This window comes from Chryseobacterium capnotolerans (assembly GCF_021278965.1).
Classification (GTDB): domain Bacteria; phylum Bacteroidota; class Bacteroidia; order Flavobacteriales; family Weeksellaceae; genus Chryseobacterium; species Chryseobacterium capnotolerans.
This window is the reverse complement of sequence record NZ_CP065589.1, coordinates 2,956,600-2,973,429: the sequence shown is the minus strand read 5'-3', so window position 1 is coordinate 2,973,429 and position 16,830 is coordinate 2,956,600. Positions and strand designations below refer to the sequence as shown.

Genomic DNA, 16,830 nt, shown 5'->3' with positions numbered 1-16,830 from the left:
AACCGTCATTTTTGTTTGTATAGAATATAACTTTTGATTATTTAGAGCCTTATATTAAGGTAGATTTAGGATAGTGCTTTTAAATATTAACTAAGGCTCCACATAGTGGAGTCTTTATTATTTCATTAATCCGGGAATTTTAATTTATAAAATATTGTAAATTAGATTGGTAGATTGATTATAGAATAGGATTGCTTTTTTAAATGCTATTTTTTTAAGTTTTATTTAACATTTGTTAAGATTTTATTATTTTTGTCCAATTGTAATAATCATGATGAAAATATTATTTCTTGGGGCATTGTCTACAGCCTCACTATACTTTGCCCAAATCTATCCGGTATCTTCAATTCCAGAAAATTTAAAGAAAAATGCTAATGCAGTCATCAGAAAAGATCTAACAACAGTTCAGATTAATAAAATTGATGAAATAAAATACCAATACAACACTGTAACCACAGTTTTAAATAAAGATGGCAGTGAAAAAGCTATTGCTTATATTCCTTATGATAAAGCAAGAAGTATTTCTGATGTGAAGGTGATCATTTATGATGAATTTGGAAAGAAGATAAAAAGTTATTCCAAATCAGATTTCAGTGATTTTGCCAATAATACACAAGGAGTCTTTTATTCTGATAACAGGGTAATGGTCCTATTATATAATTCAGTTCAATATCCTTATACCATTGATTTTTCATATCAGTCTGAAGATAAGAACACTATTTTTATTCCTGATTTCCTACCATTTTATTCAACCAATACATCTTTGGAAGAATCACAGATGAAAATTGTCAATACCTCAGGAATTGATCTACGAACTAAAGTTTATCCTTCTAAATATAATTATGCTTCCGTAATTGAAGGAGGGACTGGAAATGAAAAAACATATTCTTATAAAAATGTTCCGGCAATAGATGATGTTTCAATGATTCCGGAGCCAGTTAAAATATTACCCAAAGTAAGTTTTGCTCTTAAAAAGTTCAACCTTGCTGGAAAACAAGGTACTTTAAATAACTGGACAGATTTTGGTACTTGGTATTATAATAATTTGATTGAACCAGCAGCTGTATCTACTCCTGAAATTAAGGCTGAAGTTGCTGCTTTACAACTTCAGGGTTCTGTAGAAGAAAAGGTAAAGAAAATTTATCAGTACATGCAGACCAAAACCAGATACATCTATGTAGGATTGGGAATTGGCGGCTGGCTTCCTATGATGCCGGATGAAGTGCACAAAAAGGATATGGTGATTGTAAAGGTCTTACCAATTATATGAAAACCTTGTTGAATGAAGCAGGAATACCTTCCTATTATTGCGTGATCAATTCAGGACCTTCTCAGGTTTCTTTTGATCCCGACTTTCCTAAAATGGGCGGGAACCATGCTATTTTAATGATACCTACAGAAAATGGAAATATCTGGCTTGAAAATACATCACAACAGATAGCATTTAATCATTTAGGATCTAGTACCACAGATAGGAATGTGCTTTCTGTAAAGAAAAACGGGATAGAATTGATTAATACTCCTACCTATTCGGCAGATCAAAATAGAGAAAAACAAAATCTGAAAATAAAGATTGGTGAAGATAACAGTATTACCGGTGAAGGGAATTTTTTCTACACAGGAAATCAATACGATTATAACCTAGGTTTGGCAAATCTTAATCCAAAAGAAAAGAATGATGCCATTAAAAAAAGGTTTGATGTTTTAAACTTTGAAAAAGTTGAAATGAAAAACTTTGTCAATGATAAAGATAAAGCTGTCATTACCTATGATTTAGATTTTAAAACCCATAATTATTGCAAGAATGCAGGAAATAGTCTCATTTTCAGAGCTGTTCCTATTTCGTCAGATGGTGTTTACAAAACAGATGAAAACCGCGAACTTCCTTTTGAGGTCAGACAGTCTTTTGAGGATGAATATGAAATCAGTTTTATTATACCTAAAGGTTATAAAACTGATGAAACCCCTGATGATGTCAATATAAACTCCGAATTTGGCAATTATAAGCTAAGTTTTGTTAAAAATGGTGACGGAATAAAAGTGACCCGAAAAATGCTGATCAATAAAGGAACTTTCCCCAAAGAGAGATACAATGATTATGTAGGGTTCAGGAAAAAGATCATAAACATGGATAATTCAAAAATTTTAATCACAAAAATATAAAGATGAAAAAAATAATATTAGTACTGATATGTTCAGCAAATGTAATGATGCTTAAGGCTCAGAAGCATGAGTTCTTGGACCCTCCAAAATTTTCTGATGCAGATCTTTCGAAGCCTAAATCATTATTAGATGAAAATGCCCCTGCGGAAATTTTGTATAAATCTGTCCATTTTATAGTGGATGCCGGCTCAGGAGAGTTTGCTAAAAAATACTTTTACAGAGTAAAAATCTACGACAAAGATAAGGCTGAAGATTGGCTGAATCTGGAAATTCCCCTTTATCAGACAAGTACATCCAGAGAAACATTGGGGAAGTTTAAGGCTTTCACCTACAATCTGGAAGATGGAAAAACCATTCCTTTAAAAGTTGAGAAAAGCTCACAATATAAAAGTAAGGAAAGTAAATATGTAAATGTCAATAAGTTTGCCTTTCCTAATGTAAAAAATGGCTCAGTAATCGAATATCAATATGAAATACTATCACCATTTATATACATGATTCCGGAGGTTTTAATTGAAACAGATACGCCATCTCTTTATACAGAGTATGTATTTGATGCACCCATTAGTATTTCGTATAATATTAACTATACAGGAAGTCTGATGCCTAAGTATAGAATGGTGGAAGAGAAAAGTTTTGCAAGTGGACAATACAAAGTATATAGATTTGGATTTGAAAACGTAAAAGGATTCAAACCGGAAAAATTTGTTAGAAATGACAGAAACTTTAGAACAAAAATAAGTGCAGAGCTTCATTCTACCTATTTTAGAGAGCTTAAGCTGTATTCTTCCTCTTGGGATCAGATCAGTAAAAGTCTTTATGAAAGTGAGGGGTTTGGTGATGAATTAAAGAAAACGAGATTGGCAAAGGATAATATGCCGGCAGGTGTTTTGGAAATGAAATCTGATTTTGAAAAAGCCAATGCTATATTTTCTTATGTTCAAAAAACATTTACATGGAATAAAGGAAGGGGAATTTACACTGATGATGGAATCAAAAAGATGCTGGAGACTAAAACAGGAAACTCTGCAGAAATTAATCTTTTCCTTGTCATGCTTCTCCGTGAGGCAGGTCTAAAAGCAGATCCGATGGTGATCTCTACGGTCGATAACGGATTGATTAATCTGGCTTCCCCTAATGTTTCCAATATGAATAATGTGCTGGCATCAGTAGATATAAGTGGGAACTATCATACTTATGATGCTACTTCCAAACAATCTTCTATGGACGAACTTCCTTTGAGAGACTGGAATCAGTATGGGATTTTGTTAACTAAAACAAAGGCTGTACAGATCCAGCTGCAGAATATGAAGCAAAGCAGTACATTTCTGACAGTGGATGCTAAACTTAACGATGATGGCAGTATTTCCGGATCTTATTCCGATAAAGATACAGGAACCTTTGCCATGTATGTAAAAGATAGCTATGATGAAAATCCTGAAAAATATAAAAAACAGTATAAAGAAAATTATTCGATAGATTTTACAGGAATTGATTCTAAAGTATTAGATAATGGAGCGTTTGAAAGTACGATGAAATTTTCATCATCCAACTTAATAGATAGAGTAGGAAAGAAGCTAATCATTAATCCAATGCTATTTTTAAGCAAGACTTCTAATGAATTTGATCAGACAGAAGCTCGAAAGTATCCTATTGATTTTGGTGCACCTACTACAAAAGTTAAAAAAGTGACCCTTGAAATTCCTGAAGGATATATCATTGAAGAAATGCCAAAGAACAAAAAAATTGTAACAGAAGATAAGGAGATTGCATACAGTTACAACATCGAACAAAAAGGAAATAAACTCGAAATAACTTCCACTACAAAAGTGTCCAGTGCCGATTATCCAAAAGAATATTACCCGGCATTCAAACAAATCTGGAACGTTGCTTCCAAACATGAAAATCAGGTTATCAGCTTAGTAAAGAAATAATTGTGCGTTGTTTGTAAGCGTAATTTTATTTTTTTGAATAAATTTTTTAAAACCATTCATCTTTTGAATGGTTTTTGTATTAAATATCAAAAATTAAAATTATGAAAAATACGATTGCCGTTCTTGCACTTTCTTCATTCTTTGTTTTTACTGCCTGTAAGAAAAATGAAACAGCAGAAACATCAACAGAGAAAACGGAAAATAAAAAGCCTGAAGAATTTGCGGTAGATTCAGTAATAGTAAAAGATTCTACAAAAATTACGGATTCATTAAAACTTGCCTATACCTCCAAATTATTGGTATTTCCTACCATAAAAGATAAAACGCTGCTAGATAGTATCTATTTTCAGAATGATAAAATAAAAGATTTTTCCAAGGCCGGATTGCAAGCTTATCTGGAGAGTGAAAAGAATAATTATTTCAGCTCTGTAAAAAATGATAGTAAAGATTGGGCCTCAGACATTACGTATGCTCAGGATTGGTACTCAAGTTCTCATATGAATCTTGTATCCAATACCAATGGATATCTTCATATTCAGTATACAGGAAGCGGCTATGAAGGAGGAGCGCATGATAATTATGGGTTTTCTGAGAGGATCTTTGATCTTAAAAACAATAAAAAACTAGAACTAAAGGATATTACCTCTACCCCAAAAAGTAAACTTGAAGCCATGTTGATGAAAAATATAGATAATATCAACAGCGGGACAATGGATGGGGACGGAAGTGTAAAAAATTCTGAAATGTTGTTGGTTGAAAAGATTCCTGCTTCAGACAACTTCTATTTTGATGATAAAAATCTGTATTTTCACTACAGTCCCTATGAAATTGCGGCATTTGCAGCAGGAGATATCACGATTCCTATTTCATGGGAAGAGCTGAAAGGGACTTTAAATGCAGAATTTAAAGAAAGAATGAAAATTAAATAACTTAATGCTTCCGGGTTCAGGAAGCATTTTCTATTTTTGCGGTAATGGAAAAAGTAGCTTTTATCATCAATCCTTTTTCGGCCAAAAAGAATTATCAGCCGTTTTTGAATGAACTTAAAAATAAGGTCGGTAATCCTTTGTATTATGTCTCCGAATCTATTCCCGGAACAGACGAATTTATCAAAACACATTTTAATGAGGTAGATATTTTTGTTGCAATCGGAGGCGATGGAACTATTTCCACCGTAGCTAAGAATTTGATTTCTACAGATAAAATATTGGCAATCTTTCCGGCAGGCTCAGGAAATGGATTTTCCAATGAAACCCGTTTCAGTAAGAATCTGGACGAGCTTTTAGAAAAAATAAAGGCTAAGCAGTCCAGGAAAATTGATACTTTTACGGTTAACGAAAGACTTTCCATCAATGTTTCAGGAACAGGATTTGACGGAAAAGTAGTTAAAGAGTTTGAAAAAACCAGTCGCGGTTTCAAAAACTATATCAAAGTTTCATTGAAAACGTTCTTCAACTATAGACCTATCAAGGTTACTTTTTTTGATGAAGAATACAAACAGTACAATGGAAGATACCTGATGCTGAATATTGCCAATACCCGCCAATTTGGGAATAACGCCTATATTGCACCGCAAGCAAGCAAAAGTGATGGATTGGTAGATATGGTATTGGTGAAAAAAATTCCCACTGACTTATTCCGCATTGTTTGCTTTCAGAATGTTTACCAAGAGATTAAAAGATGATGAATACGTCACATATCTTCCTGTTTCAGAAATTTCATTTAAAGTCAATACCAAAAACTGGCACTTGGATGGAGAATTTAATAAAATAGAATCACCAATCCATGTAAAAGTACAGCCAGCTAGCTTGAATATTTTGATATAAGGTTCAAGATTTACTGAATGTAGAGTATACACTTTTTATTCACTATTCACTTGCAAAGCAAAATTGATCACTGACATTCATTATTGTCAAGATTACTGCTCCAGTTGTTTCTCAATCACATGAGGATTATCCAGACAATATTTTAGCTGTTCCTTATCCAGTTGTTTCTCCCAATTAGCTACTACTACAGTGGCTACAGAGTTCCCGATAACATTTGTTAAGGCACGGCATTCACTCATAAATTTATCAATTCCAAGAATTAAGGTCATTCCCGCAATTGGAATTTCCGGAACTACTGCTAAAGTTGCTGCCAATGTTACGAAACCTGCACCAGTAACACCTGCTGCACCTTTTGAACTCAACATTGCCACCAAAAGAAGCATGAGTTGCTTTTCAATAGGAAGATGAATATTGAGGGCTTGAGCTATAAACAGAGAGGCGAGAGTCATATAAATATTAGTGCCATCAAGGTTAAAAGAATATCCGGTAGGAACTACAAGCCCAACTATGGTTCGCGAACAGCCAGCTTTTTCCATTTTCTCCATAATTCCCGGAAGTGCAGATTCTGAAGAACTGGTTCCTAACACTAAAAGAAGCTCTTCTTTAAGGTAAAATAACAGTTTAAAAATGCTGAATCCATTATACCAGGCTACTGCTCCTAATACTAAAACAACAAAAAGAAAAGAGGTAATATAGAATGTAGCAACAAGGAATATAAGATTCAGTACAGAATGAAGACCATATTTTCCTATGGTAAATGCCATAGCACCAAAAGCACCTATTGGCGCAAGCTTCATCAGAATATGAACAATCTTGAATATAGGAGCAGACAAATCCTGAAGAAAACCGGTTACTTTCTGACTTTTTTCCTTTGTTAAAACCAATGCAACTCCCATTAAAATTGCAACAAGAAGTACCTGAAGAATATTGTCACCTACCAATGGACTGAAAAGTGTTTCAGGAATTATATTCATAATGAATCCTGTCAGCGTAGACTCGTGAGCTTTCTCCTGATATTCTGATACATTTCCGGTAAGAGTAGAAGGATCAATATTTAAACCATGGCCTGGCTGTAAGAGATTTCCAACTACCAAACCAATGATAAGAGCCAGGGTAGAGAAGGTGAAGAAATAAATCATGGCTTTTACGGCAATTCTTCCTACCTTTTTTAGATCAGTCATGTGGGCAATTCCCAGAGTAAGTGTTATGAAAATGACCGGGGCAATGATCATTTTTACCAATTTGATAAAGCCGTCCCCTAAAGGCTTCATTTTTTCTCCCAGTTCGGGGTAAAAGTTTCCAAGGAGAATACCTGCAGTTATTGCAATGATCACCTGAAAATAAAGCTGATTGTATATTTTTTTTTGCTTTCAATGAACAGTCGTTTTGTTTTTTTAAGGGCGAAAATTAAGAAATTTCATCTTAAAAACTGACAAAAGTCATGGAAATTAATCTGTTGCTTTAGGTTTAGAGGGGGGTAAAAAAGACTTCGGCTTCATTCTGCAGATAAAATCGTGTACAGAATGAAGCCGAAGTTATAGGACTTGCAAGGTAAGTATCTATTCTACTGCTACAGAATCGTCTCCACGTCCGTCCGCCACAGCATGGATATTTCCGTTTTCATCAAGGACGATCACTTCTGTTTTTCCGATCTGTTTTACCTTTTCGAAGGTGTAATTTTTCTTTTTCAGCTCAGCAATAGTGCTTTCCGGGAAATTATTTTCCACTTTTATGGTTTCTGGTAACCACTGATGATGGAATTTAGGAGCATTAACTGCAATATTTGCATTTTGCTTGAAATCAACTACATTAACGATAGATTGGTATACAGAGGTCGGAATGGTAGTTCCTCCCGGAGTTCCCACTACCATATAAGGTTTTCCGTTTTTAAGCAGAATGGTAGGAGTCATGGAAGAAAGCATTCTTTTATTCGGCTGAATAGCATTGGCTTCTCCACCTACTGCTCCAAACATATTCGGAACTCCTGGTTTGATGGAAAAATCATCCATTTCATTATTTAAGAAGAATCCTGCTCCGGAAACCAAAACCTTACTTCCGTAATATCCGTTCAGGGTAGTAGTTACAGATGCGGCATTTCCATCCTTATCAAGCACTGAGATGTGAGTCGTTTGGGTAGATTCTTTAGGTTGTTCTATGATTTTTCCCACTTCTGAACTTGGAGTAGCCTTATCAAAACTGAAGCTTTTCCATCTGCCTTTTAAATATTCGTCGGAGATCAAATAAGAAGTTTTATCCTGAATAAAATCAGGGTCACCCATATATTCTGCTCTGTCTGCAAAAGCTCTTCTTTCCGCCTCTGTCATGATCTGGACAGCCTGTGCTGAGTTTTGCTGATATTTTTCAAGATTTTCAAAGCTTGCCATTCTTAGCATCTGAGCAAGAAGTAACCCTCCACTGGAAGGTAATGGCATTGATACCACATTGTTTCCTTTATACTCAAACTCCAGGGCTTTTCTTTCTGCAACCTTATAATTTTTAAGGTCTTCCAGCGTAATGATTCCGTTTCCTTTTTTCATTTCAGAAATAAGAAGGTCTGCTGTTTTGCCTTCATAGAATCCTTTTGCGCCTAGTTTTTGGATCAATTTTAAAGTTTCTGCCAGATCTTTCTGTATTAAAAGATCGCCAGCTTTCCACGGAGCATCCTTCACGAAAATAATAGCAGATTTATTATGTTTCTTGAAATGTTCCTTATTGTTGTTAAGCATATCAGCTTCCTGTTCAGTAATCGCAAATCCCTGTTCAGCAAGATCAATAGCGGGCTGAATGATTTTTTCCATTGGAAGTTTACAGTATTTGAGCGTAGCAAAGAACCCTGCAACACTACCGGGAATACCTACTGCCAGGCGTCCGTTTTGAGATAAATCAGTGTTGGCTTTACCGTTTTTATCAAGATACATGTCTCTGGAAGCTTTTTTAGGAGCTGTTTCCCGGTAATCTAAAGTGAATTTTTCACCATTATTTTTTACCCCTACCAGAAACCCGCCACCACCAATGTTTCCTGCCTGCGGATACACTACTGCTAATGCATATTGAGTAGCTGTAATAGCATCATAGGCGTTTCCGCCCATTCTCAGGATCTTTGCGCCTGCTTCACTTGCCAGTGGATGTGCGGATACCACTACACCTTTATTTTTAACCTTTACCTCCTTTATGATATTGATATCTGTAAACTGAGCCCAGCTAAGGTGGCTGGCCAATATAATCGAAGCAATTAAGATCTTCTTCATAATGATTGTTTTTCTTATAACAAAAATATGGAAATTAGATCAATAACCTTGATTTGGAATAATGAAAGTAAGGAGGGGGGGCTGGGAAGCTGGAAGAGGGGAGCTGGAAGTTTCTGTTGGTTTTATAACCTATGTAAGGGTGCTCATAGGTTATATTGTTGATTTTTCAGGGTTTTAAGACTTTAATAACTTCCTTCTTCAAGCTTCAGGCTTCCCGCTTTTCTCAGTATTTAACTTAGAAAATTTTCATGGCAATTTGGGAATACATTTTAAATTCACCTTTATTATTATGGTTGGCATGTTTTTTTACTTTTGTACAATTCTAAAAAAATCTGAAAAATGGAATCCTATACGGAAAGAATACTAATTACAGGTGCCTTGGGACAAATCGGTACCGAACTTACCAATAGACTTGTTGAAATTCACGGAGCGGAAAATGTTGTCGCTTCAGGTCTGGACAGATGGCAGGAAGGAATTACTTCAGCGGGTCATTACGAGAGAATGGATGTTACCAATACTCAATTAGTGAGACAGGTCGTAAAAGACTATGACATTACTACAGTGTATCACCTTGCTTCCCTTTTATCCGGAACTTCGGAAAAGCAGCCAATTTTCGCTTGGAAATTAAATCTTGAACCTCTTCTTCATTTTTGTGAAATGGCGAAAGAAGGGCTTCTTAAAAAGATCTTTTGGCCAAGTTCTATCGCAGTGTTTGGGAAAGGAATTCCAAAGCACGAGGTGGGGCAGGATGTAGTGCTGAATCCAACAACAGTGTACGGAATTTCTAAGATGGCAGGGGAGAAGTGGTGTGAATATTACTTCGACAAATATGGAGTGGATGTAAGAAGTATCAGATACCCTGGATTGATCTCTTGGAAGACTCCGGCTGGTGGTGGAACAACTGACTATGCTGTTGAGATTTTCTATAAAGCAATTGAAGACGGAAAGTATACAAGCTTTATTTCCGAGAATACAGGAATGCCAATGTTGTATATGGATGATGCGATCAACGCTACCCTGAAATTAATGGATGCTCCGAAGGAAAGTTTGACCGTTCGTTCATCTTATAATTTAGGTGGAATGTCATTTACACCAAAAGAATTGGCTGAAGAAATCAAGAAAGAAATCCCTGATTTCAGTATTGATTATAACCCAGATTTCAGACAGGCAATTGCAGATTCATGGCCAGCTTCTATTGATGATTCTGTTGCTAAAAAGATTGGGGACTGACTTATGATTTCGGGATTTCCGAAATGTCAAAAGATATGATTAAGAATCTTAAAGTAAAATTAGCTAAGAATTAATTATGTAAAGTAATTCTTTAATTGATTATTTATTTAACATCTGATTTTTAATTAATTGTAATTTTTATCTAAAATTTAATTTAAATGATATTATTGACTTTTAACATTGCAAAAATTGAAGCTGGAACGAAAAAAGATTTCCAGATTACCGGTGATGAAAGGTTGAAAATAACAGAAGAGAATACAAAAGCGATTCTCAGAATTTTAGATATTCATGATACAAAAGCAAGTTTTTTTGTAGAGATTTCTCTCACTGAAAAATTGCAAAATCTTATAAAAGCAATTTCATCCAAAGGGCATGAAATTGCTTTTTATAATCAAGGCTCAAGTCTTGAGGAAATCGAAAACGCCAAGAAAAATATTCAGGATCTTCTGGAAAAACAAATCCGGGGAATTCGTCAGAAAGATGTAAAAATCCCGCAGGAAAATCTGAAGCTTTTGGAGTTTAATTATGTCTCCAATATCGATAATGCGAATATCCTTTTTCCGTTCAAACGTCTGAAAAGAGATACTGAAATTACAGAAGAAGATGGGCTTAGTATTGTGCCGGAAAGTATCTCTCCTTACAGTCAATTACCTTACAACGATTTTGTATTCCAGATTCTACCGATGAAGTATTATCAGAATATGGTGATGGAGACATTGCAGAACGAAGAGTTTGTTCTGATTTATCTTAACATCTGGCAGTTTACAGACTTTAATAAATACCGTTTTGATATTCCTTTTTACAGGGCATTGTTTTCAGGCAGAAAAATGGAGGATAAGCTGGAGGACTTTCTTTCTTTTATTAATGAAAAAGAAATGGCCACTTCCCGTATGAAGGATTATATTTTTTAGGTGGCAGATGTTAGGTAGTAGGTTTCAGGTTAAAGGGATTAGAGATTTTGAGTTTGAGAGTTTGACGTTGTAGATAACAGGAGCAAAAACAATCCGTAACTCGAAACAAAATAAACTCGCAACCAAACAACCAGCAACTAATAACTCACATCCCGAAGCCCGGACCTCTAGCTCAACTCAAAAAGAGTAATCTCCGGCAATACTCCAACTCTTCCTGGGTATCCCAATACTCCAAATCCTCTGTTGACATACAGTAGTTTTCCTTCACTTTCATAAAGATCAGCCCATTTTGGATATTTATACTGTACCGGTGACCATTTTATATTTTTAAGATCTAAACCGAACTGCATTCCATGAGTATGTCCTGAAAGGGTTAGGTGAATGTCCTTAGGGTGTTTTTTTACCACATAATCAAAGTGAGTGGGGTCATGGCTCATTAAGATCTTTGTAGCGGAATCAGGTACTCCTTTCAAAGCATCATCAATTTTACCAAACTGAGGGAATGGTTTAAGTCCCCAGTTTTCAACTCCAAGAATGTATATTTTCTCTCCGTTTTTCTCAATCACTCTATGTTCATTTCTCAGCATATCAAAACCGGCCTGTTTTTCATAGCCAATCAAAGTATCTAGGTTTTCTTTTTTAGCAGCAGGTGATTTCCAGGTTACATAATCTCCGTAATCATGGTTTCCTAATACGGCAAACTTGCCATCTTTGGCCTTAATTTGTGAAAATAAAGGAATAAATGGTTTAAATTCATCAGCTACATTATTCACCATGTCTCCGGTAAATAAAACGAGATCAGGTTTTTGCTCGTTAATTAAGTCAACAGCATGTTGTAATTTGCTTGGATCAGAAAAGCTTCCACTGTGAACATCGGAGATCTGAATGATTTTATATCCTTTAAAGCTTTTTGGCAGATTGGTGAAATTTACCCTTACTCTCCTTACTTTATGCCTGTATTTCCCAAACGTAATACCATCTATGAAAAGAGCTGAAAGAACACCGCTCATTCCTAATCCAACAAGGCTCAGGAACTTTCTTCTTTCCGGGAAGAAATTCTCCGAAGGTTTTGCGAAACCAATCAGATAACCTCCGATTCTGATGAGATCATCAATTAATAAGAATAAAACAATAAATATTTTTGGAAGGATAAATACCAGAAATAAGGAGATCATGATCTGGGCTCTCACTGTACTTCGGTCTGACTTCTGGAAATGGGTGACTTCGTAAGCGAATATTCCGTATATGAGTAAAGAAATTACCCAATAGCTGGATCTTATCCAGAAATTATCGGTCAGCGTTCTTACAGCCTGATAAATATAAACTTCCAGAAATAGGAAGATTCCGGCGATAATTAGAAAATTCTTTTGCATATTCTGATTCAAAAAAAGCACAAAAGAAGACTTCCTTTGTGCTTTTTATATTTTTAATTAAAATTATTTTTAAGGAAATCTGTAAACGATAGCATTGATGTTCATTCCGGCACCTACCGAAGTCATTACAATGTTACCATTCTCTTTAAACGATTGACCCTCCATTTTTCCTTTAATTATTAAATCATACATAGTAGGAATAGTTGCAACAGATGTATTTCCAAGGTCTTGGATTGTCATGGGAGAGATGGCGTGATCATATTCTTTTACATCATAAAGTCTGTGAAGTCTTTCGATCATTGCGTAATCCATTTTTGCATTAGCTTGGTGGATAAGGATTTTATCGATGTCTTCAATAGAAAGGCCAGCATCTGTAATGGTGTCTTTGATGGCTACAGGAACATTTTTAAGAGCGTATTCATAGATTTTTCTACCTAACATTCTTACATACAAACGTTTTTGATCTACTTCTTTGTTGATAGAAGGTTGATTTTCAAGATAGTTTAATTCAGGGCCGTTATCGCAAATAGTATTATGAGCGATAATTCCTACATTTTCTTCATTTGTTGCTTTTACCACTACCGCACCGGCTCCATCAGCAAAGATCATTCTGTTTCTGTCGTGTGGATCTGTTACACGGCTTAAAGTTTCAGCTCCGATAATAAGGATGGTTTTGGCTGCTTTAGCTTTGATGAGGTTGTCTGCTAAAATCATACCTTCCACCCATCCCGGGCATCCAAAAATCATGTCATATGTTACACATTTTCTGTTTTTGATTCCCAGTTTATTTTTAACTCTTGCTGCCATTGTTGGCATAAAGTCCGCATATCCATTCTCAGTAACTTCCCCGAAATTACTAGCGTAAATGATATAATCCAGTTCTTCACCGTTTACTTTTGCATCCTCAAGGGCAATTTTTGCGGCTTCATAACCGATCTGTGAATTGGAAAGATCATCCTCAATGAATCTCCTGTTTTCGATTTCTGTAATTTCTACAAACTTCGCAATGGTCTCTTCCACAGGTTTTTCAATCTTTACTCCGTCTTCAGTGTAGAACTCGGAATTCATGAAGTAATCTCTACCAATAACTCTGTTCGGAATGTAAGATCCAGAGCCAATAATGATCGTATTCGGCATTCGTTTATATGATTTTTTAAAGATGCAAAGTTAATAATTAATATTAATAACGAAGAATTAAAAATATTATTAAATTTGCAAAAATTGTACTTTACAATCTATGAAAAACAACCCATCCTTAAAAGGCTTACTTATTGCAGGTGTGGCGTTTATCGTTGCCTTTGGGATCTACTTCCTTTTTTTAGCCAAGAAGAATTATTATGTGGTAGATAATCCTACCCCGAACACGTATTACTTTAAGATCAATAATGGTTCTGAAGGTATTATATCAGCGGGGCAGTATGTGCATGTGGATTTGAATAAGGGAAAAAACTCTATTCAGGTTTTCGATCAGAATAAAAAAATGCTTTATGATTCTGCATTTGAAGTTAACAAACTTCGTGGTCTGCTCAATATTGCGCATCAGGATTACTACGTGAATGATCAGTACTACGGGTATAACCTTAAAAAAGATTCGTTATTGACAGCGCTTGACAAGACTGTGATTGACGGAAAGGATTACTACGGAGGAGCAAAGCGTTTCAATAAGCTTTACACAGAAGATTTTTATTACAATGTAGATGAAGATTATGACAAGGTGATCAAGAATGTCCAGAAAGTGGAATCGAGATCAAAGGTCTTCAGAAAACAGGATTTCCTAAATTATTATAAAGAATATTACAAGTTTTAAGTTTTGACAAAAGATATCACTAAAGTTACTCCCTACAATTCTGAGGCTACAAAGAAAAGCCAGGTAGAGGATATGTTCGACAATATTGCGCCGAAGTATGACCTTTTAAACCATGTTTTATCCATGAAAATTGACGTTTTATGGAGGAATACATTGGTGAAATGGATGAAAAATGATAACCCGCAAGAAGTACTGGATGTGGCTACAGGAACGGGAGATCTGGCAATTACAATTGAAAAAGGAACCGGTTCAAAAGTAGTTGGTTTAGATTTATCACAACAAATGCTCAATGTTGGCGTTATTAAAATAAAAAAACTTAAATTAGACGGCAAAATTTCCATGCAAAAAGGAGATGCAGAAAATTTACCTTTCGAGGACAATAGATTTGATGCTGTTTCCGTTGCATTTGGAGTAAGGAATTTTGAGAACCTTACCAAAGGTTTGGCAGAGTTAAGAAGAGTAGTGAAAGATAACAAGAGTGTTTATATACTGGAGTTTTCAAAGGTTGAGGGTTTCATGGGACCATTTTATATGTTTTATTTCAAAAATATATTGCCTGCAATAGGCAGGTTGGTTTCTAAAGATAATAGGGCGTATACATACCTTCCGGATTCTGTAAATGCTTTTCCTTTTGGGGGAGAAGATGAAGCAAATTCTTTTAGATACGGGATTTAAGAAAGTTGAATATAAAAAACTAAGTTTAGGTATAGCCACAATTTATAAAGCAACAAAGTAACCTATGAATAAATTTCTATTAAAAGCACTGGTTTTAACCTCAGTAAATGTTGCCGTTTTTGCAAACGCGCAATTTAGAACCCGAAACAGAATGGATAAGTTGGAAGATTTCGACGAGCAGAAATTCAGTTGGGGTTTTTATTTGAACGGGAATAAACTGGGCTACCGAATCGTATTACATCCAACCTATGGGATGAAAGATAATCAAAATCTTGTTACCAGTACCAAAGAAAGTTACAGCTTCGGTGCCGGGCTTATTGCAAAATGGAGACTGAATGATTATCTGGATGTAAGAGTAGAGCCGGGGCTGCAGTTTGCACAAAGACAGCTGACTTTTAATACTCAATCCAATGATGATTATGCAGGTGGATCTGTAACTAATCCTCCTTTCACGCCAATCCCTTTACAGGAAAAAGATAAAGTAAGGGATATTAAATCTACATTGGTTGACATTCCGGTACTTTTGGAGCTTCACGGACGAAGATGGTATAATTCAAGGCCTTATGTTGCTGCGGGGGTGAACTACATAGTGAACCTACAGTCTAATTCCAGTTCTACGGATGACAATATGCAGCAGATCTTCAGATCTACTACCCATAACTTCGCATGGTCTGCAGAAATGGGAATTCAGTTTTATTTTAACAAATTTAAACTGACGCCTGCCATCAGAGGAACATTCTTCATGAATAATGAAAAAGTGGCTGATAATGCTACTACACCTCCTTACTGGGCTTCTGCAGTATCTACATTACAGACCAGAGCGATAATGTTTGTACTGAAATTTGAATAAGAAATTATCATATTAAAAATACTCAGGAGATGCTTTTGCATCTCCTTTTTTGTGGGGAGATCAAAATATACGACTATTTATTTTTGTTAGTGTTAATATTTTTTTATTTTTGCTTCTAGTTAGAATATACAAACCTGAAATGCTTCAAGATTTAGAAAACAATTTTTCAGAATTAGAGAGAAAAATTTTGGCTCTGCAAAAGAATTACAGAAATCTTACTGAAAAGTTATCAGAATTAAGTAGTGAGCATGAAGAGCTGAAGGTGAAATACGATGAGGAGAGAAGAAGAAATCAGGTATTAGCAGAAGAACAAAAAAATATAAAACTTTATTCAGCAATATCAGGAAATCCTGAACACAATAGGTTAATGAAAAACCATATCAACAGATTGGTAAAAGAAATTGATTTCTGTATTGCTCAGCTTCAAAACAGTGGATTATAATGGAGGTAAGGAGAATAACCGTAAACATTGCAGGAAGAGTATATCCGCTGAACGTACCGGCAGCAGAAGAAGAAACTTTGCGTAAGGTAGGGAAGCAGATCGAGAATATGATTAAAGATTTTGAACAGAACTTCGATGTAAGAGATAAACAGGATGCTTTGGCAATGTGTGCCCTGAAACTGGGAACCAATGCAGAAGTAGTGTCTCTTAACTACGAGAAAAATATTAATTCAACCAACGAGAGATTGCAACAGATTAATCAGTCGTTGAATGAAATCGGGAAATAGATTTTTTTCCTGAACAAGCTGCCTACAATAATTCTAACACATTAAAGGTAAACTCAACGCTAAACAATTACCGAACAAATGTCC

The 16,830-nt window shown here is 35.3% G+C and carries 13 protein-coding genes and 3 pseudogenes; 12 read left to right on the top strand and 4 right to left on the bottom strand.

The window, feature by feature from the left end:
• Positions 1-271 precede the first annotated feature (271 nt).
• From H5J24_RS14230 to H5J24_RS14210, 5 genes and pseudogenes are all read left to right on the top strand, one after another.
• Positions 272-1,270, top strand: coding sequence for a DUF3857 domain-containing protein (locus tag H5J24_RS14230; protein WP_232815609.1), 999 nt, complete (start codon positions 272-274; stop codon positions 1,268-1,270).
• Positions 1,267-2,163 carry a DUF3858 domain-containing protein gene (locus tag H5J24_RS14225; RefSeq protein WP_232815608.1) on the top strand — a complete coding sequence of 299 codons (897 nt, stop codon included), beginning with the start codon at positions 1,267-1,269 and terminating at the stop codon, positions 2,161-2,163. The genes H5J24_RS14230 and H5J24_RS14225 overlap by 4 nt, the downstream gene beginning before the upstream one ends.
• Positions 2,164-2,165: 2 nt before the next feature.
• Positions 2,166-4,097, top strand: coding sequence for a transglutaminase family protein (locus H5J24_RS14220; protein WP_068942543.1), 1,932 nt, complete (start codon positions 2,166-2,168; stop codon positions 4,095-4,097).
• A gap of 101 nt (positions 4,098-4,198) precedes the next feature.
• The gene (locus H5J24_RS14215) at positions 4,199-5,026 is read left to right on the top strand and encodes an RsiV family protein (RefSeq protein WP_068942545.1); all 828 of its coding nucleotides are present in this window, start codon (positions 4,199-4,201) and stop codon (positions 5,024-5,026) included.
• Between the two features lie 44 nt (positions 5,027-5,070).
• Positions 5,071-5,923 (top strand): annotated as a pseudogene (locus H5J24_RS14210) (diacylglycerol/lipid kinase family protein).
• Between the two features lie 92 nt (positions 5,924-6,015).
• Here the strand turns inward: H5J24_RS14210 and H5J24_RS14205 are convergent.
• Positions 6,016-7,281 (bottom strand): dicarboxylate/amino acid:cation symporter, encoded by a 1,266-nt coding sequence (locus H5J24_RS14205; RefSeq protein ID WP_232816379.1) that lies wholly within the window; start codon positions 7,279-7,281, stop codon positions 6,016-6,018.
• 201 nt (positions 7,282-7,482) lie between these two features.
• Positions 7,483-9,171, bottom strand: a complete 1,689-nt coding sequence (gene ggt, locus H5J24_RS14200) for a gamma-glutamyltransferase (RefSeq protein WP_068942550.1) — start codon at positions 9,169-9,171, stop codon at positions 7,483-7,485.
• Positions 9,172-9,510: 339 nt separating this feature from the next.
• Here ggt and H5J24_RS14195 point away from each other — a divergent pair.
• A pseudogene (locus H5J24_RS14195) lies at positions 9,511-10,475 on the top strand (NAD-dependent epimerase/dehydratase family protein).
• A gap of 84 nt (positions 10,476-10,559) precedes the next feature.
• A complete protein-coding gene (locus H5J24_RS14190; protein WP_068942554.1) occupies positions 10,560-11,312 on the top strand; it encodes a polysaccharide deacetylase family protein in 753 nt (250 codons plus the stop codon).
• A 167-nt stretch (positions 11,313-11,479) separates the two neighbouring features.
• Here H5J24_RS14190 and H5J24_RS14185 read toward each other — a convergent pair whose 3' ends face one another.
• Both H5J24_RS14185 and H5J24_RS14180 read right to left on the bottom strand, forming a co-directional pair.
• On the bottom strand, positions 11,480-12,685 hold the full coding sequence (locus H5J24_RS14185; RefSeq protein ID WP_068942556.1) for a metallophosphoesterase: 1,206 nt from the start codon (positions 12,683-12,685) through the stop codon (positions 11,480-11,482).
• A 69-nt stretch (positions 12,686-12,754) separates the two neighbouring features.
• A complete protein-coding gene (locus H5J24_RS14180) occupies positions 12,755-13,822 on the bottom strand; it encodes a 3-oxoacyl-ACP synthase III family protein (protein WP_068942558.1) in 1,068 nt (355 codons plus the stop codon).
• 100 nt (positions 13,823-13,922) lie between these two features.
• On the opposite strand from H5J24_RS14180, the gene H5J24_RS14175 reads away from it, so the two are divergent.
• The 5 genes and pseudogenes from H5J24_RS14175 to H5J24_RS14155 all read left to right on the top strand — a co-directional run bounded on the left by H5J24_RS14175 (position 13,923) and on the right by H5J24_RS14155 (position 16,746).
• Positions 13,923-14,492: a hypothetical protein gene (locus H5J24_RS14175; protein WP_045495171.1), complete on the top strand. Its 570-nt coding sequence runs from the start codon at positions 13,923-13,925 to the stop codon at positions 14,490-14,492.
• Between the two features lie 72 nt (positions 14,493-14,564).
• Positions 14,565-15,228 (top strand): annotated as a pseudogene (gene ubiE, locus H5J24_RS14170) (bifunctional demethylmenaquinone methyltransferase/2-methoxy-6-polyprenyl-1,4-benzoquinol methylase UbiE).
• A 3-nt stretch (positions 15,229-15,231) separates the two neighbouring features.
• The gene (gene porT / locus H5J24_RS14165) at positions 15,232-16,017 is read left to right on the top strand and encodes a type IX secretion/gliding motility protein PorT/SprT (RefSeq protein ID WP_068942562.1); all 786 of its coding nucleotides are present in this window, start codon (positions 15,232-15,234) and stop codon (positions 16,015-16,017) included.
• Between the two features lie 139 nt (positions 16,018-16,156).
• Complete coding sequence (locus tag H5J24_RS14160; RefSeq protein WP_068942564.1) at positions 16,157-16,459, top strand: hypothetical protein; 303 nt, start codon at positions 16,157-16,159, stop codon at positions 16,457-16,459.
• Positions 16,459-16,746 (top strand): cell division protein ZapA, encoded by a 288-nt coding sequence (locus H5J24_RS14155; RefSeq protein ID WP_045495179.1) that lies wholly within the window; start codon positions 16,459-16,461, stop codon positions 16,744-16,746. The genes H5J24_RS14160 and H5J24_RS14155 overlap by 1 nt, the downstream gene beginning before the upstream one ends.
• Positions 16,747-16,830 lie beyond the last annotated feature (84 nt).